We start from the raw sequence: 25,241 nt of genomic DNA on the forward strand, positions 1-25,241 counted from the left end.
ATACCGTGCGCGTCAACCGAGTGCTCCTGTCCACCGCCCTCGTGGTGCTCGCCCTGATGATCCAGGTGAGCGTCCTCGCCCGGCTGCAACTGCCCGGCGCCGTACCCGACCTCCTCCTGCTCACCGTGCTCGGCCTCGCCCTGGTCTACGGCCACACCGCCGGGGCCCTGATCGGCTTCGGCGCGGGACTGCTCGCGGACATCGCCCCGCCCGCCGACCACGCCGCCGGGCGCTACGCCCTGGTGCTCTGCGTCATCGGCTACGTCGCCGGGCTCTTCAAGCCGGACAAGGGCCAACTGCGCTCCGCGCTCGGCCCGATGGCCGTGGTGGTGGCCGCCGCCGTCGGCTCCACCCTGCTGTACGCCCTGGTCGGCGCCCTGGTCGGGGACAGCGCGGCCCGCCATGTGGGCCTCGGCAGCCTGCTGTTCACCGCCGCCCTGTACGACCTGCTGCTCGCGCCGTTCACGGTGCCGCTGATCGTGGCCCTGGCGCGGCGCACCGAACGCGACCCGGTCACCGAGAACGGCGGCTCCGGCGCCGCCACCAAGGACGTCGCCGCGGGCTGGCTCTCCGCCGGGACCGGACTGAGCATCGGCAAGCAGCGCGGCGCCTTCAAGGCCCGCGCCACCCGGGCCAGGGTCGCCCGCGCCGGACGCATCAAGGGGGTCAAGCGGCTGTGAGCAGCAGACGCACGGAGCGCGGGGGCCCGCCGGCCGGCCCGCGCCCCCGTTCCCGTAGCGAACGCACCGACTGAGGGGAGGCAGCCGTGACGTACCGCCCGTCCGCGCACCTGCCGGGGAGTGGACCCCGCCCATGACCAACATCCCGGAGACCGGCCGCACCCCGCGGGTGCAGATCCGCCTGGTCGTCATCCAGATCCTCGTCGTCTCCCTGCTGCTCACCCTCGGCGGACGCCTGTGGTACCTCCAGGTCCGCAACGGCGACGAGTACGCCGAGGAGGCCTCCGGCAACCACGTCCAGCAGGTCGTCCAGCCCGCCGTGCGCGGCGAGATCCTGGACGCCCGCGGGGTGCCGCTCGCCGACAACGAGACCCGCCTGGTCGTCTCGGCCTCCCGCACCAAGCTGATGAAGATGCCCGACGACGGCGAGGCCGTGCTGAGCAAGCTCGCCGGCATCCTCGGCATGAAGCCGAAGGACGTCCGGGAGAAGGTCCGCCTCTGCGACGCCAAGACCCCCAAGCCCTGCTGGAACGGCTCCCCGTACCAGCCGATCCCGATCACCGACGAGGCCACCAGCAAGCAGGCCCTGCAGATCCGCGAGCGCGCCGAGGACTTCCCCGGCATCACCGCCGAGCCGACCGCGGTCCGCCGCTACCCGGCGCCCGGCAAGTCCAACACCGCCCAGGTGCTCGGCTACCTCTCCCCGGTCACCGACGAGGAGATCAAGAAGGCCGAGGACACCGACTCGCCCTTCCTCCGCTCCGACCAGGTCGGCCGCAGCGGTCTGGAGCGCCAGTACGACAAGGAGCTGCGCGGCAAGGCGGGCGTCACCCGCTACGAGGTGGACAACCTCGGCCGCGTCATCGGCCAGGCGAAGAACGACAAGGCGGAGCCCGGCGCCAATCTGGTCACCAGCATCGACGCCCGGGTGCAGCGGGTCGCCGAGTACGAGCTGAACGAGGCCATGAAGGAGGCCCGTACCCAGCACGACCGGAACACCGGCACCAACTACAAGGCCGACTCCGGCGCCGTCGTCGTCATGGAGAACAAGACCGGCCGCATCGTCTCGATGGCCTCCAACCCGAGCTACGACCCGAACGCCTGGGTGGGCGGCATCTCCGGCAAGGACTACGCGCGGCTCACCGGCAAGAAGTCGAACTACCCGCTGCTCAACCGGGCCATCCAGGGCCAGGCGGCCCCCGGCTCCATCTTCAAGGTCATCTCGACCACCGCCGCGGTGCAGGCCGGGTACTCCTTCAACGGCCGCTACCCCTGCACCAGTTCGTACTCGATCGGCGGCCAGGTCTTCAAGAACTTCGAGTCGGAGAACCACGGCCCGATCAGCCTCGGCCGCGCCCTTGAGGTCTCCTGCGACACCGTCTTCTACGGGCTCGCGCACAACGAGTGGAAGAAGGACGGCGGCACCAAGCCGAAGAAGAAGACCAAGGACTGGTTCTTCAAGACGGCCCACGAGTTCGGCCTCGGCAAGGAGACCGGTATCGACCTGCCCAACGAGGTCACCGGCCGGGTCCCCGACCGCCAGTGGAAGAAGGACTACTACGAGGCCAACAAGGCCTCCTGGTGCCGCACCGGCAAGAAGAACGGCAGCTACGCCCAGAAGATCGCGTACGAGAACTGCCTCGAGGGCATGAAGATGCGCGCCGGTGACTCCGTCAACTACTCGATCGGGCAGGGCGACACCCTGGTCACCCCGATCCAGATGGCGACCATCTACTCCGCGATCGCCAACGGCGGCACCCTGTACAACCCGAGCGTCGGCAAGGCGGTGGTCAGCCCGGACGGCAAGCAGGTCAAGGAGATCGCGCCCGTCCCGCACGGGAAGCTGCCGTTCAGCAAGAAGACCCGCGACGAGATAGACGACGCCCTCGCGGGAGTCGCGACCCGCGGTACCGCCGCCTGGCGATTCGGCGGCTGGCCGCAGGACAAGATCCCGATGCACGCCAAGACGGGTACGGCCGAGGTCTACGGCAAGCAGACGACCTCGTGGTTCGCGACCTACACCAAGGACTACTCGGTGGTCATGACGATCGCCCAGGGCGGCACCGGCTCCGGCGCCTCCGGCCCCGCCGTGCGCAAGATCTACGACGCCCTCTACGGCCAGGGAGGCAGCAAGGCGCTGCTGCCCAAGCCGCAGAAGGAGCTGCCGAAGATCGAGCCCGACGGCACCATGGACGCCCCGAAGGTCGACGAGTACCCGGGCAAGAAGAAGCCGAAGGACCCGGCCGAGGAGCAGCAGCTCGCCCTCGGCGGACCGCCGCTGACCGGAAGGCGGGACTGATGGCCGGTGCCGGAGGCTTCTCCGTCCCGGGCTACGGCCCGGAGCGCTCCACCATGTCGCGGCTGCTGGCCCGCGACTCCCTGGCGCGCAGGCTCGACTGGCCGATGCTCTTCTCGGCCCTCGCGCTCTCCCTGATCGGCGCGGCCCTGGTCTACTCGGCCACCCGCAACCGCACCGAGCTGAACCAGGGCGACCCGTACTACTTCCTTGTCCGGCACCTGCTGAACACCGGGATCGGCCTCGCCCTGATGGTCGGCACCCTCTGGCTCGGCCACCGCGGTCTGCGCACCGTGGTGCCGATCCTCTACGGCGTCTCGCTCTTCCTGGTGCTGCTCGTGCTCACCCCGATGGGCGCCACCATCAACGGCGCCCACGCCTGGCTGGTCTTCCCGGCCGGGTTCTCGCTGCAGCCCTCCGAGTTCTGCAAGATCACCATCATCCTCGGCATGGCGATGCTGCTCGCGGCCCGGGTGGACGCGGGCGACCGCGAGCACCCCGACCACCGCACCGTGCTCCAGGCGCTCGGCCTCGCCGCGGTGCCGATCCTGGTCGTGCTGCTCATGCCCGACCTCGGCTCGGTCATGGTGATGGTGCTGATCGTGCTCGGCGTGCTGCTCGCCTCCGGCGCCTCCAACCGCTGGGTCTTCGGGCTGATCGGCACCGGCGCGCTCGGGGCGCTCGCCGTCTGGCAGCTCGGCGTGCTCGACGAGTACCAGATCAACCGCTTCGCCGCCTTCGCCAACCCCGAGCTGGACCCGGCGGGCGTCGGCTACAACACCAACCAGGCCCGGATCGCGATCGGCTCCGGCGGCCTCACCGGCACCGGCCTCTTCCACGGCTCGCAGACCACCGGGCAGTTCGTGCCCGAGCAGCAGACCGACTTCGTCTTCACGGTCGCGGGCGAGGAGCTGGGCTTCGTCGGCGCCGGGGCGATCATCCTGCTCCTCGCCGTGCTGCTCTGGCGGGCCTGCCGGATCGCCCGCGAGACCACCGAGCTGTACGGCACGGTGGTGGCCGCCGGGATCATCGCCTGGTTCGCCTTCCAGGCCTTCGAGAACATCGGCATGACCCTCGGCATCATGCCGGTCGCCGGTCTGCCGCTGCCCTTCGTCTCCTACGGCGGCACCTCGATGTTCGCGGTGTGGATCGCCATAGGGCTGCTCCAGTCGATCAGAGTCCAGCGCCCGATGTCGGCCTAGCGCCCTCCGGCAGTCCCTTCAGCGCAGGCCCCCTCCCGCAGGGGGCCTGCCGCTTTGCCCCCTTCGCCGCTAGGTTCGGGGTATGGCGCACTCCAAGCGGGAGATCGAGCGGAAGTACGAGGGCCCGCCGGGCTCCGGGAGCCTCAGCCTGCCCGAGCTCGTCGGCACAGGGCCGGTCCATGCCGTACGGGACCAGGGCGTCCGGGAGCTGGACGCCCTCTACTTCGACACCGCCGACGCGCGGCTGGCCGCGGGCGGACTGACCCTGCGCAGACGCACCGGCGGCGAGGACGAGGGCTGGCACCTCAAACTCCCCCTCGCCGCCGACGTCCGCGAGGAGATCCAGGCACCCCTCGCCCCCGAGGTCCCCGCGGAACTCGCCGCCCTGGTACGCGGCTTCACCCGCGGCGCCGCCCTGGTCCCGCTGGTCAGGCTGGTCTCGGTGCGCGAGCTGCACCACCTGGTGGACGCCCGGGGCACCCTGCTCGCCGAGGCCTCGGTGGACCGGGTGCTCGCCGAACGCCTCGGCGGGGCGAGCGCGGAGTGGGCCGAGGCCGAGGTCGAACTCGCCGAGGGGGCGCCGCCCGCCCTGCTCGACAAGCTCGACAAGCGGCTGCGCAAGGCGGGCCTGCACCGCGCCTCCTCCCCCTCCAAGCTCGCCACCGCCCTGGAGCGGACCGCCCCCGAGCGGACCGCCCCCGAGCCGCCCGGGACCCCGGCCGCGGAGCCGCCCGGCCGGGCGGGCGCCCGCCTCCTCGCCTATCTGCGCGCCCAGCGCGAGACCCTCGTCCACCTCGACCCCGCCGTACGCCGCGGGCTGCCCGACTCCGTGCACCGGATGCGGGTGGCCACCCGGCGGCTGCGCAGCGCCCTGCGCAGTTACGCCGACCTCCTGGACCGGGAGGCGACCGACCCGCTCGGCGCGGAGCTGAAGTGGCTCGCGGGCGAACTCGGCGCCGACCGCGACCTGGAGGTGCTCACCGAACGCCTCGGCGCGCACCTGGCGGAGCTGGCGCCGGAGCTGGTCGAGGGGCCGGTGCCGCAGCGGCTGCGGCAGTGGGCGGGCGAGAACCGCGGCGACTCCCGCGGGCAGGTGGCGGCCGCCCTCGACAGCGAGCGCTACCTCGCCCTCCTCGACCGGCTCGACGCCCTCCTCGCCGACCCGCCGTTCCGCAAGGCCGCAGGCGGCCCGCCGCGCAAGGTCTACCGCAAGGCCCTCGGCCGCGAACTGGCCCGGCTGCGGCGCCGGATGGAGCGCGCCGCCGCCACCGCCCCGGGCCCGGAGCGCGACCTCGCCCTGCACGAGGCCCGCAAGAAGGCCAAGCGCACCCGCTACGCCGCCGAGGCCGCCACCGCACTGCTCGGCTCCCCGGCGAAGAAGCTGGCCAAGGACGTCAAGAAGCTCCAGAAGCTGCTCGGCGAGCACCAGGACGGCGTGGTCGCCCGGGACCGCCTGCGCGAACTCGCCGCCGCGGCCGAGACGGCGGGCGAGAACGCCTTCACCTACGGCCTCCTCTACGGGCGCGAGGAGCGGGCCGCCGCCCGCTGCGAGAGCGAGGTGCCCGCGGCCTGGAAGCGCGTCGAGCACAGCGGGAGACGGCTCCGGCACAAGAAGTGAGCCCCCGGCCCGGCCCCCGGTCCGCCGGGCCGGGCCCTGGCCGCTCGGCGTGCGGGCGGCCCGTTCCGTCACGTTAGTCTTGAGGGTCACCCGTAGTCTTGAGGGTCACCCGTCCCGTGCCCTCGGCGGCGGAATGCCCGTAAGCCAGCTCACGAAGGTTCCCGGAATGTCTGCCGAAGCAGTGGAAGCGGTCTCAGTGGCGTCTGCGCCCCCCACCGGCTCGCCCGCAGCGGCCGAGTCGGTCTTCCCCCAGCTCGAAGCCCTGCTCCCGCATGTGCAGAAGCCGATCCAGTACGTCGGCGGCGAACTCAACTCCACCGTCAAGCCCTGGGAGTCCTGCGACGTCCGCTGGGCGCTGATGTACCCGGACGCCTACGAGGTCGGCCTGCCCAACCAGGGCGTCATGATCCTCTACGAGGTGCTCAACGAGCGCGAGGGCGTCCTCGCCGAGCGCACCTACAGCGTCTGGCCGGACCTCGAGGAGCTGATGCGCGAGCACGCGGTGCCGCAGTTCACCGTCGACTCGCACCGCCCGGTGCGCGCCTTCGACGTCTTCGGCCTCTCCTTCTCCACCGAGCTGGGCTACACCAACATGCTCGCCGCCCTCGACCTCGCGGGCATCCCGCTGGCGGCGAAGGACCGCGGCCTCGACGACCCGATCGTCCTCGCCGGCGGCCACGCGGCCTTCAACCCGGAGCCCATCGCCGAGTTCATCGACTGCGCCGTCATCGGCGACGGCGAGCAGGCCGTCCTGGAGATCACCGAGATCATCCGCGCCTGGAAGGCCGAGGACCGCCCCGGCGGCCGCGAGGAACTCCTGCTGCGCCTGGCGAAGACCGGCGGGGTGTACGTGCCCGGCTTCTACGACGTGGAGTACCTGCCGGACGGCCGCATCTCCCGTGTCGTACCGAACCGTTCGGGCGTGCCGTGGCGGGTCTCCAAGCACACCGTGATGGACCTCGACGAGTGGCCCTACCCGAAGCAGCCGCTGGTCCCGCTCGCGGAGACCGTGCACGAGCGGATGTCGGTGGAGATCTTCCGCGGCTGCACCCGCGGCTGCCGCTTCTGCCAGGCCGGGATGATCACCCGCCCGGTGCGCGAGCGCTCGATCACCGGCATCGGCGAGATGGTCGACAAGGGTCTGAAGGCCACCGGCTTCGAGGAGGTCGGCCTGCTCTCGCTGTCCTCCGCCGACCACAGCGAGATCGGCGAGGTCGCCAAGGGCCTCGCCGACCGGTACACCGAGGACAAGATCGGCCTGTCCCTGCCCTCCACCCGGGTCGACGCCTTCAACATCGACCTCGCCAACGAGCTGACCCGCAACGGCCGCCGCTCCGGACTCACCTTCGCCCCCGAGGGCGGCTCGGAGCGCATCCGCAAGGTCATCAACAAGATGGTCTCCGAGGAGGACCTGATCCGCACCGTCGCCACCGCCTACGGCAACGGCTGGCGCCAGGTGAAGCTCTACTTCATGTGCGGACTGCCCACCGAGACCGACGAGGACGTCCTGCAGATCGCCGACATGGCGATGAACGTGATCGCCAAGGGCCGCGAGGTCTCCGGCTCCAACGACATCCGCTGCACCGTCTCCATCGGCGGCTTCGTGCCCAAGCCGCACACCCCCTTCCAGTGGGCGCCGCAGCTCTCCGCCGAGGAGACCGACGCCCGCCTGGAGAAGCTGCGCGACCGCATCCGCGGCGACAAGAAGTACGGCCGCTCCATCGGCTTCCGCTACCACGACGGCAAGCCCGGCATCGTCGAGGGCCTGCTCTCCCGCGGCGACCGCCGCATCGGCGCCGTCATCCGCGCCGTCTACGAGGACGGCGGCCGCTTCGACGGCTGGCGCGAGCACTTCTCGTACACCCGCTGGATGCGCTGCGCCGAGGAGGTGCTGCCCGGCTACGGCGTCGACCTCGCCTGGTACACCACCCGCGAGCGCGGCTACGAGGAGGTCCTGCCCTGGGACCACCTGGACTCGGGCCTGGACAAGGACTGGCTCTGGGAGGACTGGCAGGACGCCCTCGACGAGACCGAGGTCGAGGACTGCCGCTGGACGCCCTGCTTCGACTGCGGGGTGTGCCCGCAGATGGACACCTCCATCCAGATCGGCCCCACGGGCAAGAAGCTGCTGCCGCTGACCGTCGTCAAGTAGCCCGGGAACACTGGCAGTTCGGGTCCGGCCGGAAGCTTTCGGCCGGACCCGCCTGCCGTCCGCGGGGCGGCAGGGGTGAGAATCGGCAGCATGCCCGAACTGAGCCAGCCGGACCCGCGCTTCCACCGGTCCTTTCTCGCCACCACCGCCGAGGTCGCCGCGGCTCCCGGCGGGCCGGGACCGCTGACCCGCGGGATCATCGCCCGCCACGGCAAGCGGTGGGAGAGCGCCGAGGGCTTCGCCGCCCTCGTGGAGGAACTGCGCGGCTGGGCCGAGGGCGTCCGGCTGCCGCCCGAACTCCCGGTCCCCGCCACGGTCCTGTGGTGGACCGAGGGCGAGGAGCACCTCGGCACCCTGTTCATCCGGCACCGGCTCACCCCCGCGCTGCTCGACCACGGCGGCCACCTCGTCGCCTCGGTGCGCCCGAGCGTCCGCAGCCACGGGCAGGGCAAGGCCATGCTCCGCGCCGCGCTCCCGCACGCCCACCGGCTCGGCGTCGACCCCGCGCTGCTGACCTGCGCGGAGTCCAACACCGCCTCCCGCAAGGTGATAGAGGCCTGCGGCGGCCGCTTCGAGGACAACAGAAACGGAAGTCTCCGCTACTGGATCCGTACGGGCGCCTGAGGCGTCTTCGCCCACATGGACACACACCGGCCCCCGCACGACCCGCCACCCGACGAGCCCGCGATGGGGGAGGACAGGGCGCTGGGGTCCGGTGACGGGGGAGGGGTGCAGGCTGCCGGTTCCGGGGGAGAGGTCCTGGCTCCCGGTTCCGGAGGAGGAGCGCCGGTTCCCGGTGACGGGGGAGGCGTGCAGGCTCCCGGTCGCGGGGGAGGGGCGGCTGCCGGTCGAGGTCGAGGGGCGGCTCCCGGGCATGGCGAAGGAGCGGCTCCCGGTCGAGGCGGAGCGCCGGTGGCCCCCGGCCCCGGAGCCGCCGCGGCGGTGTCCCGTCCCGATCCCAAGTCGCCGGTCCCGCATGCCGAGGAGGGCTGCCTCGCGGTGGCGATCCGGCTGCCGGTACGGATCGTCGTACTCGTGCTCGTGGTACCCGTGCGGATGGCCTGGGACCTGCTCACCGCGGGCGGGCGGCTGCTCAGGGACCGGCTGCTGCGCCCGCTCGGGCGGGGACTCTCCTGGCTCGGGCACACCCTGATCGTCCGGCCGCTCACCGCCCTGGGCCGCGGACTCGCCTGGCTCGGCCGGGTGCTCGTCCTCCTCCCGCTCCTGGCCCTCGGCCGCGCCCTGGCCTGGAGCGGCCGCAACCTCGTGGCGGCCCCGCTGGCCTGGCTGTTCCGGACCCTGGTCGTGGCCCCGCTGTCCTGGCTCTCCACCCGGGTGCTCACCCCGCTCGGGCGCGGACTCGCCCGCTGCGGCCGGGGGTTGCTCACCGCGCTCGCCGCGGCGGCCGCCGGAATCGGCACCGGGATCGGCCGGCTCGCCCGGGCGCTCTTCGTCCTGCCCTGGGTGGCGCTGTGGCGGTACGCGCTGGTGCCGTTCGGGCGCGGCCTCGTCCGGCTCGGCCATCTGCTGTGCGTCGTCCCGCTGCGGTGGCTGTACCGGAGCCTCCTCACCCCCCTGGGCCACGCCCTCACCCGCACCCTGCGCTCCCTGGGCCGCGCCGCCGCCTGGCTCCTGCGCACCCTGCTGGTCCTGCCGCTGGCCTGGCTGTACGCCCAGGTGCTCACCCCGCTGGGCCGGGGCCTGCGGTGGTGCGGCCGCGCGCTGCTCACCGCCGCGGTGTGGCTGCTCAAGGGGGTCTTCGTCTGGCTGTGGCTGGGGCTGTGGCGGTACGTGCTCCTGCCGGTCGCCGGGGCGCTGGGCGCGGCGGCCGGGTGGCTGTGGGGCATGGTGCTCGCGCCGCTGGGCCGGGGCCTCGGGAGCGTGGCCGGGGCCGTGGTGCGCGGGCTCGGCACCCTGCTGCGCTGGATCCTCGTGGTCCCCTTCCTCGCTCTGTGGCGCTGGGTGCTCGCCCCGGCGGCCCGGTTCTGCGCCGTGGTGCTCCGGGAGATCGCTGACGCCTTCGGCCACGCCTGGCGGGTGGCGGGCCGGATCTCCCGCGCGGTCGGCCGCTTCCTCGGCCGTCTGCTGCGGCTGCTCTTCGTGGAACCCGTCCGCTGGGCCTACCGCGCGGTGCTCACCCCCGCCGGGCACTTCGTACGGGACGCGGTCTGGCGCCCGGCGGGCCGGGCGGTCCGCCAGGCGCGGGCCGCGGTGCGGGAGGCCCTGACCGCCGCCCGGCAGAGCGCCCGGCAGGCACGGGCGGAGGTGCGCAGACTGCTCTTCGGCGCGCCCCGCACCCCGGCGGTGGAACCGGCCGCGGGGCCGCCCGCCGAGCCGGGCCTCGCGGCGCGGAGGCCCGGGGCGGACTCCGCCGTGCGGGAACCGGCACCCGAGCCGGTCCGGTTCGACAAGGCCTGAGACCCGCGGGTTCGACAAGGCCTGAGACTGCCGGTCCGGCAAGGCCCGAGACCCGCGGGCCCGGGCCCGGAGAGCGGGCCGCGAGGGCGTTGTCCACAGCCCCGGCGACCGCGGCGGCCGGGGCGCGTACCCTGGGGAAGGTGTCCGGAGCCACGGCCGCCGCGCTCGCGCGGGGACGATCCGGACCGGCCGCGCCCTCGGGGCGTCGTCCGCAGCAGAGTCCCGCCCCGGCGGGTCAGGCGCCCCGGCGCCTTCGGATCAAGGAGAAGAACCACTGGGCAAGCGACAGCCCGTAGGCCCGCCGCCCGCCCCGGCGGTGCAGCGCATCCGACTGCGCTACACCAAGCGCGGCCGCCTCCGGTTCACCAGCCACCGCGACTTCCAGCGCGCCTTCGAGCGGGCGCTGCGCCGCGCCGAGGTGCCCATGGCCTACTCGGCGGGCTTCACGCCCCACCCGAAGGTCTCGTACGCCAATGCCGCACCCACCGGCACCGGCAGCGAGGCCGAGTACCTGGAGATCGCGCTCACCGAGGCGCGGGACCCCGAAGTCCTGCGGGCGCTGCTCGACGAGTCGCTGCCCGGCGGCCTCGACCTCACCGACGCCGTCGAGGCGCACACCTCGTCCTTCGCCGACCGGCTCACCGCCTCCGTCTGGGAACTGCGCCTGGACCGGGTCGAGCCCGCGGTGGCGAAGGAGGCGGTGGACGCCTTCCTGGCGGCCGGGAGCGTCGAGGTGCAGCGGCGCACCAAGAGCGGCATACGGGCCTTCGACGCCCGCGCCGCCGTGGTCCGGCTGGAACTGCTCGACGCCTCGGAGGCCTCCCGCTCGTCTTCCACTGAGGGAAACCTCATGGCTGATGGGCCCACCGAGCAGCCCTGTGCGATACTGCGCCTGGTTGTTCGGCACGTGACACCTGCCGTACGGCCTGACGACGTCCTGTCCGGTCTTCGAGCTGTGGCCGACCTGGCGCCGCCGGTCCCCGCAGCGGTGACCAGGCTGGCGCAGGGGCTGTTCGATGAGGAGAACGGCACGGTGACCGATCCGCTCGCGCCTGACCGCGAGGCAGTCACGGCCCCACCCAAGGCCGATGCCGCTGCCGCCGCGGCGGTGCAGCCCGGTCCCGCGTAAGGCAGTCGTCGCAGCGCCGCCCTCGTACTCGGGAGCCATCTGGGTCGGGCAGCGCACCGACCAGAAGACTTTCGCCAGGCCGTACGCACAAGGCGTACCGGAACCGGCGAGAACAAGACACTGATGAGCTCCCGTGCGGCGCCCGCGCCCCGGACGGCGGCGGCGCGCACCACGAGCGCGCGCCCCGGACGTCACCGGACCAGGCGCGGCGCCCGGGAGCCTGACGGGAGAAACGCCCGCATGCTTGAGCCGACCGAACCCACGGGGTCCTCCGTGGGACAGGACAAGGATTCCCCCAGCGACACCCTGCCGCCCCGCCGCAGGCGCCGCGCCGCCTCCCGGCCCGCGGGACCGCCCGCGGCCGAGCCGAAGGCGGCCGCCGCCACCGGCGCCGAGGCGAGCGCCCCGGCCGAGGACGTGGCGGAGACCGAGGAGGAGACTCCGGCGGTGGCCGAGACGGCCGCGACCGGGGAAGCCGCCACGGGGGCAGCCACCACGGAGGAGGCCACCGCCTCCACCGCCCAGACCGCCGAGGCACCGGCCGCCGAGGCCGCGCCCCCGGCCCGTACCCGCCGCCGCGCCACCCGCCGGGCCTCCGCTCCGGCCGGTGCCCCGCAGTCGGCGTCCGCCGACTCCGCCCCGGCACCCGCCGAGAGCGCGCCCGCCGCCGAGGCCCCGGCCGCCGAAGCGCCTGCCGCGCAGGCTCCCGCCAAGGCTGCCAAGACCGCCAAGACTGGCGAGGCTGCCGAGCCCGCCGTGGCCGAGGAGGAGGACGCGGCCCCGCGCCGTTCCCGCCGCCGCGCCACCCGCCGGGTGAGCGCGCCCGCCGCCGAGGCGCTGGCCGCCGAGGCGCAGACCGCGGCCCCGGCCGCCCTCGACACCGAGGGGCTCGCGGCCACCGACGACCTTCCCGGCGCCGAGACCACGCAGGTGCCCAGCGGCCCGGCCGCCCCGGCCGCGCAGTCCGGCCAGGACGCCAAGTCCGGTAAGGGCGCCAAGTCCGGCCGCGACGACAAGGACGCCCCGGCGGAGGCCGCCGAGGCCGAGGAGGACGCGGGGCCGCGTCGTGGCCGCCGCCGTGCCACCCGTAAGGCCGCCGGAGGCTTCTCCGAGCCGGCCCGCAAGAAGGCCGCGCGCGCGGCCGAGGAGAGCGAGGGCGAGGACGCCGCGCCGCCCGCGCGTCCGGCGGTCGCCGTCTTCCGGGCGCCGGTCTTCGCCGAGCCGATGTTCCAGACCCCCGAGAGCGCCGCGGCCGCTGCCGCCGCCGCGGCCGTCGAGGAGCAGCCCGCCGAGGAGGCCCCGGCCGAGGACGACCGCGCCGAGGCGGACCGTGCCGAGGCCGAGGACAGCGGCTCCGGCCGCCGTCGCCGCCGCCGGCGCGCGGTCTCCGAGAGCCAGGCGCCCGCCGAGCAGGACTCCGCCGAGAGCGCCGGATCCGCCGAGAGCGCCGAGTCCGCGGACGGCGACGAGGACTCCGGCGACGCCGAGGACGGGGACGGGGACGGCTCCGAGGAGTCCGGCTCCCGCCGTCGCCGCCGCCGCGGTGGCCGCCGCCGCCGTCGCGGTGAGAGCGCCGACCAGGCCGAGGGCGAGGACGGTTCCGGTGACAGCCAGGACCGCGAGGACAGCGGCTCCGAGGACTCCGCGGGCGAGGACGGTTCCGAGGACGACTCCGAGGACGGCGGCTACGAGTCCGGTTCCTCCAGCAGCCGCCGTCGCCGCCGTCGCCGCCGCCGCGCGGGCGACGGCTCCGAGCCCGCCTCGCCCGGCGACGGCGACCCGGAGCGCACCGTGGTCAAGGTCCGCGAGCCCCGGGAGCGCCGCGCCAAGGACGAGCCCGGCACCGGCGCCGACGAGGTGCAGTCCATCAAGGGCTCCACCCGTCTGGAGGCGAAGAAGCAGCGCCGCCGCGAGGGCCGCGAGCAGGGCCGCCGCCGCGTCCCGATCATCACCGAGGCCGAGTTCCTCGCCCGCCGCGAGGCCGTCGAGCGCGTCATGGTCGTCCGCCAGAGCGGCGAGCGCACCCAGATCGGCATCCTCGAGGACGACGTGCTCGTCGAGCACTACGTCAACAAGGAGCAGTCGACCTCGTACGTCGGCAATGTCTACCTCGGCAAGGTGCAGAACGTCCTGCCCTCGATGGAGGCCGCCTTCATCGACATCGGCAAGGGCCGCAACGCCGTCCTGTACGCGGGCGAGGTCAACTTCGAGGCGCTCGGCATGTCCGGCGGTCCGCGCCGGATCGAGTCGGCGCTCAAGTCCGGCCAGTCCGTGCTCGTCCAGGTCACCAAGGACCCGATCGGCCACAAGGGCGCCCGCCTGACCAGCCAGGTCTCGCTGCCGGGCCGCTACCTGGTGTACGTGCCCGAGGGCTCGATGACCGGCATCAGCCGCAAGCTCCCGGACACCGAGCGGTCCCGCCTCAAGAGCATCCTCAAGAAGATCGTCCCCGAGGACGCGGGCGTGATCGTGCGCACCGCCGCCGAGGGGGCCAGCGAGGACGAGCTGCGCCGTGACGTGGAGCGGCTCCAGTCGCAGTGGTCCGACATCCAGAAGAAGGCCAAGAGCAGCTCCTCGAACGCCCCGACGCTGCTCTACGGCGAGCCGGACATGACCGTCCGCGTGGTGCGCGACATCTTCAACGAGGACTTCTCGAAGGTCGTCGTCAGCGGCGAGGAGGCCTGGGAGACCATCCACGGCTATGTCGCGCACGTGGCCCCGGACCTCGCCGGGCGGCTGAGCAAGTGGACCTCGGAGACCGATGTCTTCGCGAGCCACCGGATCGACGAGCAGCTGATGAAGGCGCTCGACCGCAAGGTCTGGCTGCCCAGCGGCGGTTCGCTGGTCATCGACAAGACCGAAGCCATGATCGTGATCGACGTCAACACCGGGAAGTTCACCGGTCAGGGCGGCAACCTCGAGGAGACCGTCACCAGGAACAACCTGGAGGCGGCCGAGGAGATCGTGCGCCAGCTGCGGCTGCGCGACCTCGGCGGCATCGTGGTCATCGACTTCATCGACATGGTCCTCGAGTCCAACCGGGACCTGGTCCTGCGGCGGCTCCTCGAATGCCTCGGCCGGGACCGTACGAAGCACCAGGTCGCCGAGGTGACCTCGCTCGGCCTGGTCCAGATGACCCGCAAGCGCGTCGGCCAGGGCCTCCTGGAGTCCTTCTCCGAGACCTGCGTCCACTGCAACGGCCGCGGCGTGATCGTGCACATGGAGCAGCCGACCACCTCGGGCGGCGGCGGCAAGCGCGGCAAGAAGCGCGGCAAGGGCGGCGGCGAGCAGACGCACGACCACGCCCACCACGAGCACACCGCGCAGGAGCAGAAGGAGCCCGCCGAGGAGCCCGCGGAGACCGCCGCCGAGGTGGCGGCCGAGGCCGCCGCGCCGGCCGCCCTCCCCGAGCCCGAGTTCCGGCCGGACGAGGAGCTGTACAGCTCCGTCGCCGAGGCGGAGGCCGCCGCGGGCCGCGGCCGTGGCCGCCGCCGGGCCTCCCGCCGTGCCTCGGCACCGGCCGGTGCGCCCAAGTCCGAGTCCAAGGGCCGGGCGGACAAGGCGGAGCCCCAGGCCGGGACCTCCGTGGGCGAGGTGCACGAGCAGCCCGCCGAGGCCGCGGCCCCGGTGGCCGAGCCCGTGGCGGAACCGGCGCCCGCCGCCGCGTCCGCCCCCGCGGCCGAGCCCGCCGCCCGGCCCGAGGACGAGGCGTCCGCCGCGCCCAAGGGCCGTACCCGCCGCCGGGCCACCCGCAAGGTGACGGCACCGGCCGGTTCGCCCGAGGGCGCCGGGGAGGCGGAGGCCGCGGTGGTGACCGTGGCCGAGCCCGCGCCGAAGGCCGCCGAGCCGGAGCCGGCCCCCGAGGCCGAGCCCGCGCCCGCGGAGTCCGCCGCCCCGGCCCGTCCCCGCCGCCGCGCGGTGCGCACCGCCAGTGCGCCCGCCGGTTCCGAGGACAGCGCGGTCACGGTGGTCACCGGTGCCCCCGCCGCGGAGTCCGCCGCCGCGGAGTCCGTACCGGAGGGCGAGGAGTCCGCTCCGGCGAAGAAGGCCGCCCGTAAGACGGCCAAGAAGGCGACGGCGAAGAAGGCCGCGACCCCCGCCAAGAAGGCGGCGGCCAAGAAGACCGCCGCCAAGAAGACGACGGCGAAGAAGGCGACGACCGCCAAGAAGGCCACCAAGAAGACGGTCGCTGCGGAGCAGAGCGCCCCGGCGGTCACCGCTTCGGCCGAGGACGGTGCCTGACAGCCGAGCGAGGAGCGGGCCCCGGTCGTGTGACGGCCGGGGCCCGTCCCGTTCTTCCGCCCCTTCCCGCTCCCGGCCGCCGTTTTGCCCTTTCGCCGCCGGGCCCGTAATCTTGACCCTCGGCGTGTTTGTGCGCCGCACCTCTGAGCACCTCACCTCCCGCTGCGGCTCGGATCCTCGCGGGGTCCGGCAGCAAGGCGGGGGAGGCCGCTCGTCTCCTCGGATCGCTGGGCCCCGGCCCGCGTGAGCGGCTGGCATCAGGGGTTTCGTTCCTAGCGAGAGAGAGTTCGCGTGTACGCCATCGTGCGCAGCGGCGGTCGTCAGCACAAGGTTGCTGTCGGCGACGTCGTCGAGGTTGACAAGATTTCCACCGCCAAGGTCGGCGACACGGTCGAGCTCTCGACCCTGCTCCTCGTCGACGGCGAGACCGTGACCAGCGACCCGTGGGTGCTGGCCGGGGTGAAGGTCCAGGCCGAGATCGTGGACCACCACAAGGGCGCGAAGATCGACATCCTTCGCTACAAGAACAAGACCGGCTACCGCCGTCGTCAGGGCCACCGCCAGCAGTACACGGCGATCAAGGTCACTGAGATCCCCGCGGCTGCGAAGTAAGGGACTGAGAAGAGATGGCACACAAGAAGGGCGCATCGTCCACCCGGAACGGTCGCGACTCGAATGCCCAGCGGCTCGGCGTGAAGCGCTTCGGCGGTCAGGTCGTGAACGCCGGTGAGATCCTCGTCCGCCAGCGCGGCACCCACTTCCACCCCGGCAGCGGCGTCGGCCGCGGCGGCGACGACACCCTGTTCGCGCTGCAGCCCGGTGCGGTGGAGTTCGGCACCTTCCGCGGTCGCAAGGTCGTGAACATCGTTCCGGTCGCCTGACCAAGGCGCACCTGTGGTGGAGTCCCGGGCCTGCCCGGGACCCGCTCGGAGCACGTTCCCGAGAGGCGGACCTGGCTTCCCGTACGGATCTCCGTACGGGAAGAGGGTCCGCCTCTCGCGTGTTACGAGCAGGCGGGGCGGTTTCCGTGAGCCCTGCGCCTGCGGGGATCGGCTGGTCCCGTCCGTGCCGGAACCGGGGCGCGTACCGCGTCGGCGGACGGGCACGGGCAGGCGGTCCCGGCGTACAGACTTTCCCGGCGTACAGACGTTTTCTGCATCGACGTACAGATCCGTACAGACTGACGGTGACGGCGGACGGCCCCCGGCCGTGACGAACCGCCGCTCCCTATTTGGAGGCACCCCCCATGACCACCTTCGTGGACCGCGTCGAACTGCATGTCGCCGCGGGTAGCGGAGGCCACGGCTGTGCCTCCGTGCACCGGGAGAAGTTCAAGCCGCTCGGCGGGCCCGACGGCGGCAACGGCGGCCGGGGCGGGGATGTCACCCTGGTCGTCGACCAGTCGGTGACGACCCTGCTCGACTACCACCACAGCCCGCACCGCAAGGCCACCAACGGCAAGCCCGGCGAGGGCGGCAACCGCTCCGGCAAGGACGGGCAGGACCTGGTGCTGCCGGTGCCGGACGGCACGGTGGTCCTCGACAAGCAGGGCAATGTCCTCGCCGACCTGGTGGGCCACGGCACCACCTATGTCGCCGCCGAGGGCGGCCGGGGCGGGCTCGGCAACGCGGCCCTTGCCTCCGCGCGCCGCAAGGCCCCCGGCTTCGCGCTGCTCGGTGAGCCCGGCGACCTGCACGACGTCGTCCTGGAACTCAAGACGGTCGCCGATGTCGCCCTGGTCGGCTACCCGAGCGCGGGCAAGTCCTCGCTGATCTCGGTGCTCTCGGCCGCCAAGCCGAAGATCGCCGACTACCCCTTCACCACCCTGGTGCCCAACCTCGGTGTGGTGACCGCCGGTTCCACCGTCTACACGGTCGCCGACGTGCCGGGCCTGATCCCCGGGGCGAGCCAGGGGCGGGGCCTGGGCCTGGAGTTCCTGCGGCACGTCGAGCGGTGCAGCGTGCTGGTCCACGTACTCGACACGGCGACCCTGGAGTCCGACCGGGACCCGCTCTCCGACCTCGACATCATCGAGGAGGAGCTCGCGCAGTACGGGGGCCTCGGGGACCGGCCCCGCGTGGTCGTCCTCAACAAGATCGACGTACCGGACGGCAAGGACCTGGCCGAGATGGTCCGCCCCGATCTGGAGCAGCGCGGCTACCGCGTCTTCGAGATCTCCGCGGTCGCCCACCTCGGTCTGAAGGAACTCTCCTTCGCGCTCGCCGAGTTGGTCTCCCGGGCCCGCGCCGCGCGGCCGCAGGAGGAGGCCACCCGGATCGTCATCCGGCCGAAGGCGGTCGACGACGCGGGCTTCGCCGTCAGCCAGGAGGAGGACGGTCTCTTCCGGGTCCGCGGCGAGAAGCCCGAACGCTGGGTGCGCCAGACCGACTTCAACAACGACGAGGCCGTCGGCTACCTCGCCGACCGGCTCAACCGCCTCGGTGTCGAGGAGGAGTTGATGAAGGCGGGCGCCCGCTCGGGCGACGGCGTCGCGATCGGCCCGGAGGACAACGCGGTCGTCTTCGACTGGGAGCCCACCGCCATGGCCGGCGCCGAGATGCTCGGCCGCCGCGGCGAGGACCACCGCTTCGAGGCCCCGCGCCCGGCCGCCCAGCGCCGCCGGGACCGGCAGGCCGAACGCGACGAGGCGGAACGGGAGTACGACGACTTCGAACCGTTCTGACCTGACCGGCGGCGGAGGCGTCGGAGACGGCGCGGACGGCGGAGACCGTGGAGAGGAGCCCTGGGCGCGATGCCCGGGGCTCCTCTCCGTGTCTCCGTGTCTGCGGGTCTGCGGGGCGGCCCGGTGGCCTCCGAAGACCGCCTCCCATGATGACCTCCCATGACGACCATCAAAGATAGGATCTCTGAAGGGGGATTGGGTGCGTAACTCCCGCCGTCTCCCCTTGTTCGGTCCATTGACATCCGATGTGTGTCTCCCTAGGTTCCGTATGCGGCTGGCCAGCCCTGCTCAGACGTCCCCCTCTCCTCCCTGGAGCGTCCATGCATACGAAGACAGGTCGGATGACAGCAGGCCGAAGGGCGGCAGCCCGGTTCCCGGCGGGCCGCGCGAAGACGGGCCGCGCGAAGACGGGCCGAACACGCAGATCCCTCAAGGCACTTGTGCCGCTCCTCGGGGTCGCCCTGCTGGCCGTGACGGCGCCCGCCGTGAGCGCCGCCCCACCCGCCGCCCCCGCGGGCCAGGTGGCGCAGGCCGAGGGCGGCCCCGGCACCAACCACGCGGTGGACGACCCCTTCACCTCCGAGCGGACCAGCTGGTACCGGCAGGACAAGTTCGGGATGTTCATCCACTTCGGCGCGTACTCCCATCTGGAGGGCAGCTACACCCGGCCGGACGGCTCGGTCTGCGAGAACGCGGAGTGGATCAAGCGGGCCTGTGCGATCCCGGACGAGGCGTACGAGAAGCAGGCCGCGCGCTTCGATCCGGCGCAGTTCGACGCCAAGGCCATCGTCCGGGCGGCCAAGGACGCCGGGCAGCGCTACATCGTCTTCACCAGCAAGCACCACGACGGCTACGCGATGTGGCCCACGAAGCAGAACACCTGGAATCTGCGGGACCACTCCTCCTTCGACAAGGAGCGGGACATCCTCGCGGAGCTGAAGAAGGAGTCCGACGCCGCGGGCATCAAGCTCGGCTTCTACTACTCGATCTGGGACTGGCACGACCCCGACTTCGCCGATCCGGCGACCTTCCCGCGCTACAAGAAGCGGATGTACGCGCAGCTCAAGGAGCTGGTCGACCACTACGACCCGGCGCTGCTCTGGTTCGACGGCGAATGGGACACGGACAACCCGGTCAACCGCTGGTCCCGCCGGGACGGGGCGGAACTGGAGACCTATCTGCGCGAGTTGAACCCGGAGCTGGTCATCAACAACCGGGTCGGCAAGCGCGGTGTGGTCGAGGGCGACTTCGGCACCCCCGAGCAGGAGATCCCGGACGCCCCGGTCGCCGGGCAGCTCTGGGAGTCCTGCATGACCATCAACGGCAGCTGGGGCTACGCCGCGCACGACACCGACTGGAAGTCCGCCACCCAGCTCATCCGCAATCTGGGCGATGTCGCGGGCCGCGGCGGCAACTTCCTGCTCAACATCGGCCCGGACAGGCTCGGCCGGGTCCCCGCGCCCTCCCTGGACCGCCTCGCCGCCATGGGCAGGTGGCTGCGCACCGCCGGCCAGGGCGAGTCGGTGTACGGCAGCGAGGCGGCGGGCCTGGTCGCCGAGCCCACCTGGGGCTCCGTCAGCCGCAAGGGCGACAAGCTGTACGCGGCCGTCCACGAGTGGCCCGGCGCCGGAGAGCCGCTGCACCTGAAGACCGAGGCGCCGGTGGAGGTGACCGGGGCCCGGGTCCTCGGCAGCGGGCAGCGGGTGGCCGTGGCACCGGCGGGCGACGGCCTCGACCTGACCCCCTCGGGCACCGCCCCCGACCCGGCGTCCTCGGTGATCGAGCTGAGCCTGAAGCCGACGCCCGCCGCGGGAGAGGGCAAGGGGACGGGGCTGAAGGCGGAGAGCTACGCCAACGAGACGTTCTCCGGCCCGCCCGCGGCCACCTCGACCGACCCGGCCGTCAACGAGTCCTACCGCTTCGACGGTTCGCCCGCCGCCTCGATCCCGGCGGACCACTTCAGCACCCGCTGGACCGGCTCCGTCGAGCCCCGCTACGGGGAGGAGTACACGCTCACCACGGTCTCCGACGACACCGCCCGGGTGTGGATCGACGGCAAGCTGGTCCTGGACAGCTCGGTCCCGCACGGACCGAAGGCGGACCGGGCCGCGGTCACCCTCCAGGCGGGCCGCAAGCACGCGATCAGGGTGGAGCACACCGAGGGCGGCGGCGAGTCCCATATGAAGCTGCTCTGGTCCAGCGCCCACCAGTCCCAGCAGGTCATCCCGGCCGAGCGGCTGTACACGCCGTGAGCGGCGGTACGTACGGCACGCCGGGTACGTACGTGTGCTGACCGGCTGACCGGCTGACCGGCTGACCGGCTGACAGGCGCCCGGCTGGCCCACCGGCCGACCGGTGGGCCGACGGGCCGACCGCCTGAACACGCCGAGGGCGGCCCGCAGTCGAGCGGGCCGCCCTCGGTTCTGCTGTCCGTCCCGGGCCCGGCTGGTGGTGCCGCCGGGCCGGGGTCGGTCCGTTCCGTACGCCGCTCAGGCGGTGACGGTGTCCTCGGTGCTCGGGGGCTCCGCGGACAGCGAGTGCGCCGTGTCGGAGCCGTCCTCCGCGCCGGAGCCGTTCTCGCCGTGCTCCGACTCGGTGGGCTCGTCGACCAGTTCGGGGTCTCCGCTGGGGGCGCCCTCGTCCAGGCGTCCCACCATCCGCACCCGGCGCTCGTCGGCCCGCGCGGACAGGGCGTCCACGGCCGCGCGGAAGCGCACCATGGACGGCGGCTCGGCCGGGCCGAGCAGGTGCTCCTTGAGCGCGGCGCGCTCCGCGGCGAGGTCGTCCCTGGCCGGTTCGCGCACCGTGGCGAGCAGCTCCGGGATCTCCTCGGCGCCGGGGCTGAGAAGGGTGGCGGCGCGCACGGTCGGGAAGCCCTCGCGGAACTCCTGCTCGGTCAGGCCCGAGGTGTTGGCGACGGCGTAGGGCTTCTCGCTGCTCAGCCAGTCGGAGACCACGCTGGAGACATCGCTGATCAGCAGGTCGGCGACGTTGAAGCAGGCGAAGATCGCCGGGCGGGGGCCGGTGATGATCTGGTGCTCCCACTCGGGGAAGGAGGCCCAGTAGGCGCGCTCCCACTCCGCCGTCGCGGCGAGGATCGCCGCGTCCCGGGAGCCGTCGGGGGCGCCCTGGAGCAGCATCCGCTCCATCTCGTCGGCGCTCTTGCGGAAGGAGGTGCTGGTCAGCTCGTCCAGGGCGGCGGAGCGGCGGGTCAGCTCGGCGGCGGCCTCGGGGCCCGGGCGCTCGCCGGAGCGGCGGGTGTTGGCCTCGCGGATCATCGCCATGATGCGCTCGTTGGCGGCACCGGCGCGCGGGTCGACGGAGCCGGTCATCGGGTGCGGCTTGTAGAGCAGGCGGACGCCCTCGTCGGCGAGGAGGCGGCGCACCAGGTTCTCGCCCGCGAGGACCACCGAGGTGTTGCCGGGGTTGCCGTCCCAGCCCTCCCAGGTCGGCGCGTAGAGCACGGTGGTGTACGTACCCGTGGGCGGGCCCGCGTAGGGGCGGATGGGGGTGAGCTGCGGGCGGCCCACCTCGACGATGTCCTTGTCCTCCACGCCGACCTCGGCGAGGGCGTAGCGCTCGCGGGCCGCGGGTCCGGCCACCCAGACCTCGTCGTAGGCCTTGGCGTAGGGGTTGCAGGAGGAGAGCTTGTCGCTCTCGCCGTGGTTGATGAAGGCGTGCTTGATGGTGGGGATGCGCAGCACCTGCGAGGTCTTACCGGAGTTCGCGGGGTGCAGCATCATCTTCAGCGTGGAGTTCTCCAGGGAGAACATGGTGGCGACCTTGGGGAAGCAGATCACCGGTACGTCGGTGGCGTCGATCTTCTGCACCATGAAGCGCTCGCGCAGCACGATCAGCGGCTTGTCGAGGCCGGCGAGGGTGGAGAGCCACATGTTCGCCTGGTAGGCCGAGGAGGCGCCGCCGGAGAAGTACATGGCGACCTTCGGCTGGTAGTCCGCGAGCCAGGCGTCGATCCACTCCATCACCCGGCGCTCGTTGACCGCGCGCTTCTTCGGCAGCAGCCAGGTGGCGAGGAAGGCGGTGCCGCCGAGCAGCAGCGCCAGCGAGAGGGCGGTGCCCGCCACGGCGCCGAGGTCCTCGCCGGAGAGCGCGCTGAGCGCGAGCCCGAGGGTTGCCGGGACCGAGAAGGCGAGCAGCCGGTGCCCCGGGCGGCGGGAGAGGATCCGCGGCGGGGCGGTGGTGAGCCGCAGCGCGGAGGCGTCGATGTTGCGGGTCGCCACCGGCAGCGAGCGGGTGCGGCGGACCAGCACCGCGGCGGCCTGGCAGGCGAAGTGCGTGAGATAGGCGCCGAGCAGCAGGACCGTGGCGGCGGCCTGGGCGCCCTGGCCGACCTCGTCGAGCCGCAGCAGGCCGATGAGGAGCAGGGCGTCGCGCAGCAGCTGGCGCACGGTGACGTCGAAGCGGACCTTGGACAGCGCGGAGAGCAGTCCGGGCTGCTTGTACTGGAGGGCCGTGTCGAGCGCGAGCCCGCCCGCACCGGCGACGGCGAGGAGCGGGGCGCTGGGCAGCAAGGCGCCGATGAGCTGCGCGGCGAACAGCGCGGACAACAAGGTCAGCGCGCCCAGCTGCACGAGGCGGCGGGGGGCGAGTCCGGCAAAGGACACGGGGAGGGCTCCTGCGGGGGATCGGACCGGGTGTGACAAGGGGGTGGGGGGCGGCCCGTCACAGGGGAGGTACTCCCCGGATGTCGATGGCCGACCACTGACCGTATGACTTCTGTCGGCCCCCGGGCAATCTTGCCCGACGCCATTGCGCGCAAAGGTGAGAAAAGGGCCGCGGGCGCGTGGAGCGCTCGTAGGGGAGTCGTACAGGAGTCGTAGCCGCGCCGCGAAGGCGGGGTCGCGGTCCGCCCCTTGAAATGGGCGGGCGGCGGGCGCGGGCGCTCACGTAGATTTGCCGCACGAGCAGCGGACCGGCAAGGATCCGCTGGGCCGGGCGGTGGACGGAGATGGACGTGTCAGGGGCGAGGCAGTCGGTGGCGGGGGCGCGCAGGGTCGTCGTCAAGGTCGGGTCCTCCTCGCTGACCACGGCCTCCGGCGGCCTCGACGCGGACCGGGTCGACGCGCTGGTGGACGTGCTCGCGACCGCTCGCGGCGACCGGCACGCCCCCGAGGGCGGGGCCCGCGAGGTGGTGCTCGTCTCCTCCGGCGCCATCGCCGCCGGGCTCGCCCCGCTCGGGCTGCGCCGCCGCCCCCGCGACCTGGCCCGCCAGCAGGCCGCCGCCAGCGTCGGGCAGGGACTCCTCGTCGCCCGCTACACGGCCTCCTTCGCGCGCTACGGCGTCCGGGTCGGGCAGGTGCTGCTGACCACCGACGACACCAGCCGCCGCGCCCACCACCGCAACGCCTCGCGCACCCTGGACAAGCTGCTCGCCATGGGCGCGCTGCCGGTCGTCAACGAGAACGACACCGTCGCCACCGACGAGATCCGCTTCGGCGACAACGACCGCCTCGCCGCCCTCGTCGCCCACCTGGTCCGCGCCGACCTCCTGGTCCTGCTCTCCGACGTGGACGGCGTCTACGACGGCGACCCCGCGAAGTCCGGCAGCGCACGCCTCGCGGAGGTCCGGGGCCCCGCCGACCTGGACGGCGTCGAGATCGGCAGCGCGGGCAAGGCGGGCGTCGGCACCGGCGGCATGGCCACCAAGGTGGAGGCCGCGCGGATCGCCGCCGCCGCGGGCATCCCGGTGGTGCTCACCTCCGCGGTCCGGGCCGCGGACGCGCTCGCCGGACGGGACACGGGTACGTACTTCCACGCCACCGGGCGCCGCAGCGCGGACCGTCTGCTGTGGCTCCAGCACGCCTCCACGCCGCGCGGCGCCCTGCTTCTGGACGAGGGCGCGGTACGCGCGGTGGTGGACGGCCGCAAGTCGCTGCTGCCCGCGGGCCTCGCGGGCGTCGAGGGCGAGTTCGCCGCCGGGGACCCGGTCGAACTGCGCGATCCGGCGGGCCGGGCCGTCGCCCGGGGCCTGGTCAGCTTCGACGCCCGGGAGATTCCCCAGCTCATCGGGCGTTCCACCCGGGATCTCGCCCGGGACCTCGGCCCGGCGTACGAGCGGGAAGTGGTACACCGAGACGATCTGGTGCTTTTGCACAAATAGCCGGGGATGGCCGGAGATCTTCCTGCCTCGGCTGAGGGACCTTCCGGAAAACGCTCCCGCGGGAGCGCCCCGCCTGCTCCACTTTGTTGCAGGAAATTGCGGCACGGGCATTGCGCGAAGGAGGTCGCCGTGAGAAAAGTGCGCCCCCAGACGGCGTCCCGCACCGGCGGCGCGGCCCGCGGACGGGACCAGGGACAGCAGCCCCGGCTCACCAGCGTCGCCGCCGGGGAGCGCCTCGACGGCCGCGGGACCGAACCGGCCGACGGGCCCCGGCTGTGGCACGTCACACTGAGCGTCTCCGGCGCCGAGACCCCGCTCACCGAGGTGCGCCGCGCCCTGGAGCAGCTGGCCCACGACCACCCCTTCCTGCTGACCAGCCGCTACGCGGGCAACCACGCCGAGGTCCGCTACTGGGAGGAGGCCCGGGACCTGCACGACGCCGCCGCGGTCGCCCTGCGGCTGTGGGGCGAGCACCGGCTGAGCGCCCGGCTGCCGCCCTGGGAGATCGTCGGCCTCGAAGTCATCGACCGGGACACCTACCACCTGCGGATCGCCGCCGGATACGGGCCGCCGCCGGCCTCCCCGATGGGCGTGCACCCGTTCTGAGCGCCCGGCGGCCCGGCGTCTGCCGACCGGGCACGGTCCGCTGCCGCACGCCCGCCCCCCGGCCCGCACCCCGTAGGCCGTCTCACCCCCTGGA

General features: G+C 73.3%; 16 protein-coding genes. 15 read left to right on the top strand and 1 reads right to left on the bottom strand.

The features are described 5' to 3' along the window. The first annotated feature begins 5 nt into the window (after positions 1-5). The 13 genes from mreD (at position 6) to MID12_RS23225 (ending at position 20,672) form a co-directional block, all read left to right on the top strand. Positions 6-680, top strand: coding sequence for a rod shape-determining protein MreD (gene mreD / locus MID12_RS23165; protein ID WP_040253627.1), 675 nt, complete (start codon positions 6-8; stop codon positions 678-680). 133 nt (positions 681-813) lie between these two features. Further along, positions 814-2,979: a penicillin-binding protein 2 gene (gene mrdA / locus MID12_RS23170; RefSeq protein ID WP_040253629.1), complete on the top strand. Its 2,166-nt coding sequence runs from the start codon at positions 814-816 to the stop codon at positions 2,977-2,979. Then, complete coding sequence (rodA, locus tag MID12_RS23175; protein ID WP_040253632.1) at positions 2,979-4,178, top strand: rod shape-determining protein RodA; 1,200 nt, start codon at positions 2,979-2,981, stop codon at positions 4,176-4,178. Before mrdA ends, rodA begins: the two co-directional genes overlap by 1 nt. Before the next feature lie 82 nt (positions 4,179-4,260). Beyond that, on the top strand, positions 4,261-5,796 hold the full coding sequence (locus MID12_RS23180; protein WP_263170473.1) for a CYTH and CHAD domain-containing protein: 1,536 nt from the start codon (positions 4,261-4,263) through the stop codon (positions 5,794-5,796). Positions 5,797-5,992: 196 nt separating this feature from the next. Further along, on the top strand, positions 5,993-7,948 hold the full coding sequence (locus tag MID12_RS23185) for a TIGR03960 family B12-binding radical SAM protein (protein ID WP_411576994.1): 1,956 nt from the start codon (positions 5,993-5,995) through the stop codon (positions 7,946-7,948). A 90-nt stretch (positions 7,949-8,038) separates the two neighbouring features. Next, positions 8,039-8,572, top strand: coding sequence for a GNAT family N-acetyltransferase (locus MID12_RS23190; RefSeq protein ID WP_040253640.1), 534 nt, complete (start codon positions 8,039-8,041; stop codon positions 8,570-8,572). A gap of 318 nt (positions 8,573-8,890) precedes the next feature. Further along, positions 8,891-10,366, top strand: a complete 1,476-nt coding sequence (locus MID12_RS23195; protein WP_263170476.1) for a hypothetical protein — start codon at positions 8,891-8,893, stop codon at positions 10,364-10,366. A 316-nt stretch (positions 10,367-10,682) separates the two neighbouring features. Beyond that, complete coding sequence (locus MID12_RS23200; protein WP_263170477.1) at positions 10,683-11,495, top strand: TIGR03936 family radical SAM-associated protein; 813 nt, start codon at positions 10,683-10,685, stop codon at positions 11,493-11,495. Positions 11,496-11,735: 240 nt separating this feature from the next. Next, positions 11,736-15,737: a ribonuclease E/G gene (locus MID12_RS23205; protein ID WP_263170479.1), complete on the top strand. Its 4,002-nt coding sequence runs from the start codon at positions 11,736-11,738 to the stop codon at positions 15,735-15,737. A gap of 291 nt (positions 15,738-16,028) precedes the next feature. Next, positions 16,029-16,349: a 50S ribosomal protein L21 gene (rplU, locus tag MID12_RS23210; protein ID WP_040253646.1), complete on the top strand. Its 321-nt coding sequence runs from the start codon at positions 16,029-16,031 to the stop codon at positions 16,347-16,349. 14 nt (positions 16,350-16,363) lie between these two features. After that, positions 16,364-16,618 (top strand): 50S ribosomal protein L27, encoded by a 255-nt coding sequence (rpmA, locus tag MID12_RS23215; protein ID WP_040253648.1) that lies wholly within the window; start codon positions 16,364-16,366, stop codon positions 16,616-16,618. A gap of 365 nt (positions 16,619-16,983) precedes the next feature. Further along, on the top strand, positions 16,984-18,420 hold the full coding sequence (gene obgE / locus MID12_RS23220; RefSeq protein ID WP_040253650.1) for a GTPase ObgE: 1,437 nt from the start codon (positions 16,984-16,986) through the stop codon (positions 18,418-18,420). Between the two features lie 341 nt (positions 18,421-18,761). Further along, on the top strand, positions 18,762-20,672 hold the full coding sequence (locus MID12_RS23225; protein WP_411576995.1) for an alpha-L-fucosidase: 1,911 nt from the start codon (positions 18,762-18,764) through the stop codon (positions 20,670-20,672). Between the two features lie 237 nt (positions 20,673-20,909). On the opposite strand, the gene MID12_RS23230 is transcribed toward MID12_RS23225, so the two are convergent. Next, positions 20,910-23,045 (bottom strand): hypothetical protein, encoded by a 2,136-nt coding sequence (locus tag MID12_RS23230; RefSeq protein WP_263170484.1) that lies wholly within the window; start codon positions 23,043-23,045, stop codon positions 20,910-20,912. 350 nt (positions 23,046-23,395) lie between these two features. Between MID12_RS23230 and proB the strand changes: the two genes are divergently transcribed. Both proB and MID12_RS23240 read left to right on the top strand, forming a co-directional pair. Then, a complete protein-coding gene (gene proB, locus MID12_RS23235; protein WP_078845492.1) occupies positions 23,396-24,541 on the top strand; it encodes a glutamate 5-kinase in 1,146 nt (381 codons plus the stop codon). 129 nt (positions 24,542-24,670) lie between these two features. Beyond that, a complete protein-coding gene (locus MID12_RS23240) occupies positions 24,671-25,147 on the top strand; it encodes a hypothetical protein (protein ID WP_078845199.1) in 477 nt (158 codons plus the stop codon). The last annotated feature ends 94 nt before the right edge of the window (positions 25,148-25,241 follow it).

Source organism: Streptomyces sp. SCSIO ZS0520 (genome assembly GCF_025643355.1).
Taxonomy (GTDB): domain Bacteria; phylum Actinomycetota; class Actinomycetes; order Streptomycetales; family Streptomycetaceae; genus Streptomyces; species Streptomyces physcomitrii.

Excerpts from the sequence above, each read along its gene's own strand:
- mrdA (WP_040253629.1), top strand. The coding sequence starts at position 814 with ATGACCAACATCCCGGAGACCGGCCGCACCCCGCGGGTGCAGATCCGC.
- rodA (WP_040253632.1), top strand. The coding sequence starts at position 2,979 with ATGGCCGGTGCCGGAGGCTTCTCCGTCCCGGGCTACGGCCCGGAGCGC.
- MID12_RS23180 (WP_263170473.1), top strand. The coding sequence starts at position 4,261 with ATGGCGCACTCCAAGCGGGAGATCGAGCGGAAGTACGAGGGCCCGCCG.
- MID12_RS23190 (WP_040253640.1), top strand. The coding sequence starts at position 8,039 with ATGCCCGAACTGAGCCAGCCGGACCCGCGCTTCCACCGGTCCTTTCTC.
- MID12_RS23205 (WP_263170479.1), top strand. The coding sequence starts at position 11,736 with ATGCTTGAGCCGACCGAACCCACGGGGTCCTCCGTGGGACAGGACAAG.
- rpmA (WP_040253648.1), top strand. The coding sequence starts at position 16,364 with ATGGCACACAAGAAGGGCGCATCGTCCACCCGGAACGGTCGCGACTCG.
- obgE (WP_040253650.1), top strand. The coding sequence starts at position 16,984 with ATGACCACCTTCGTGGACCGCGTCGAACTGCATGTCGCCGCGGGTAGC.
- MID12_RS23225 (WP_411576995.1), top strand. The coding sequence starts at position 18,762 with ATGACAGCAGGCCGAAGGGCGGCAGCCCGGTTCCCGGCGGGCCGCGCG.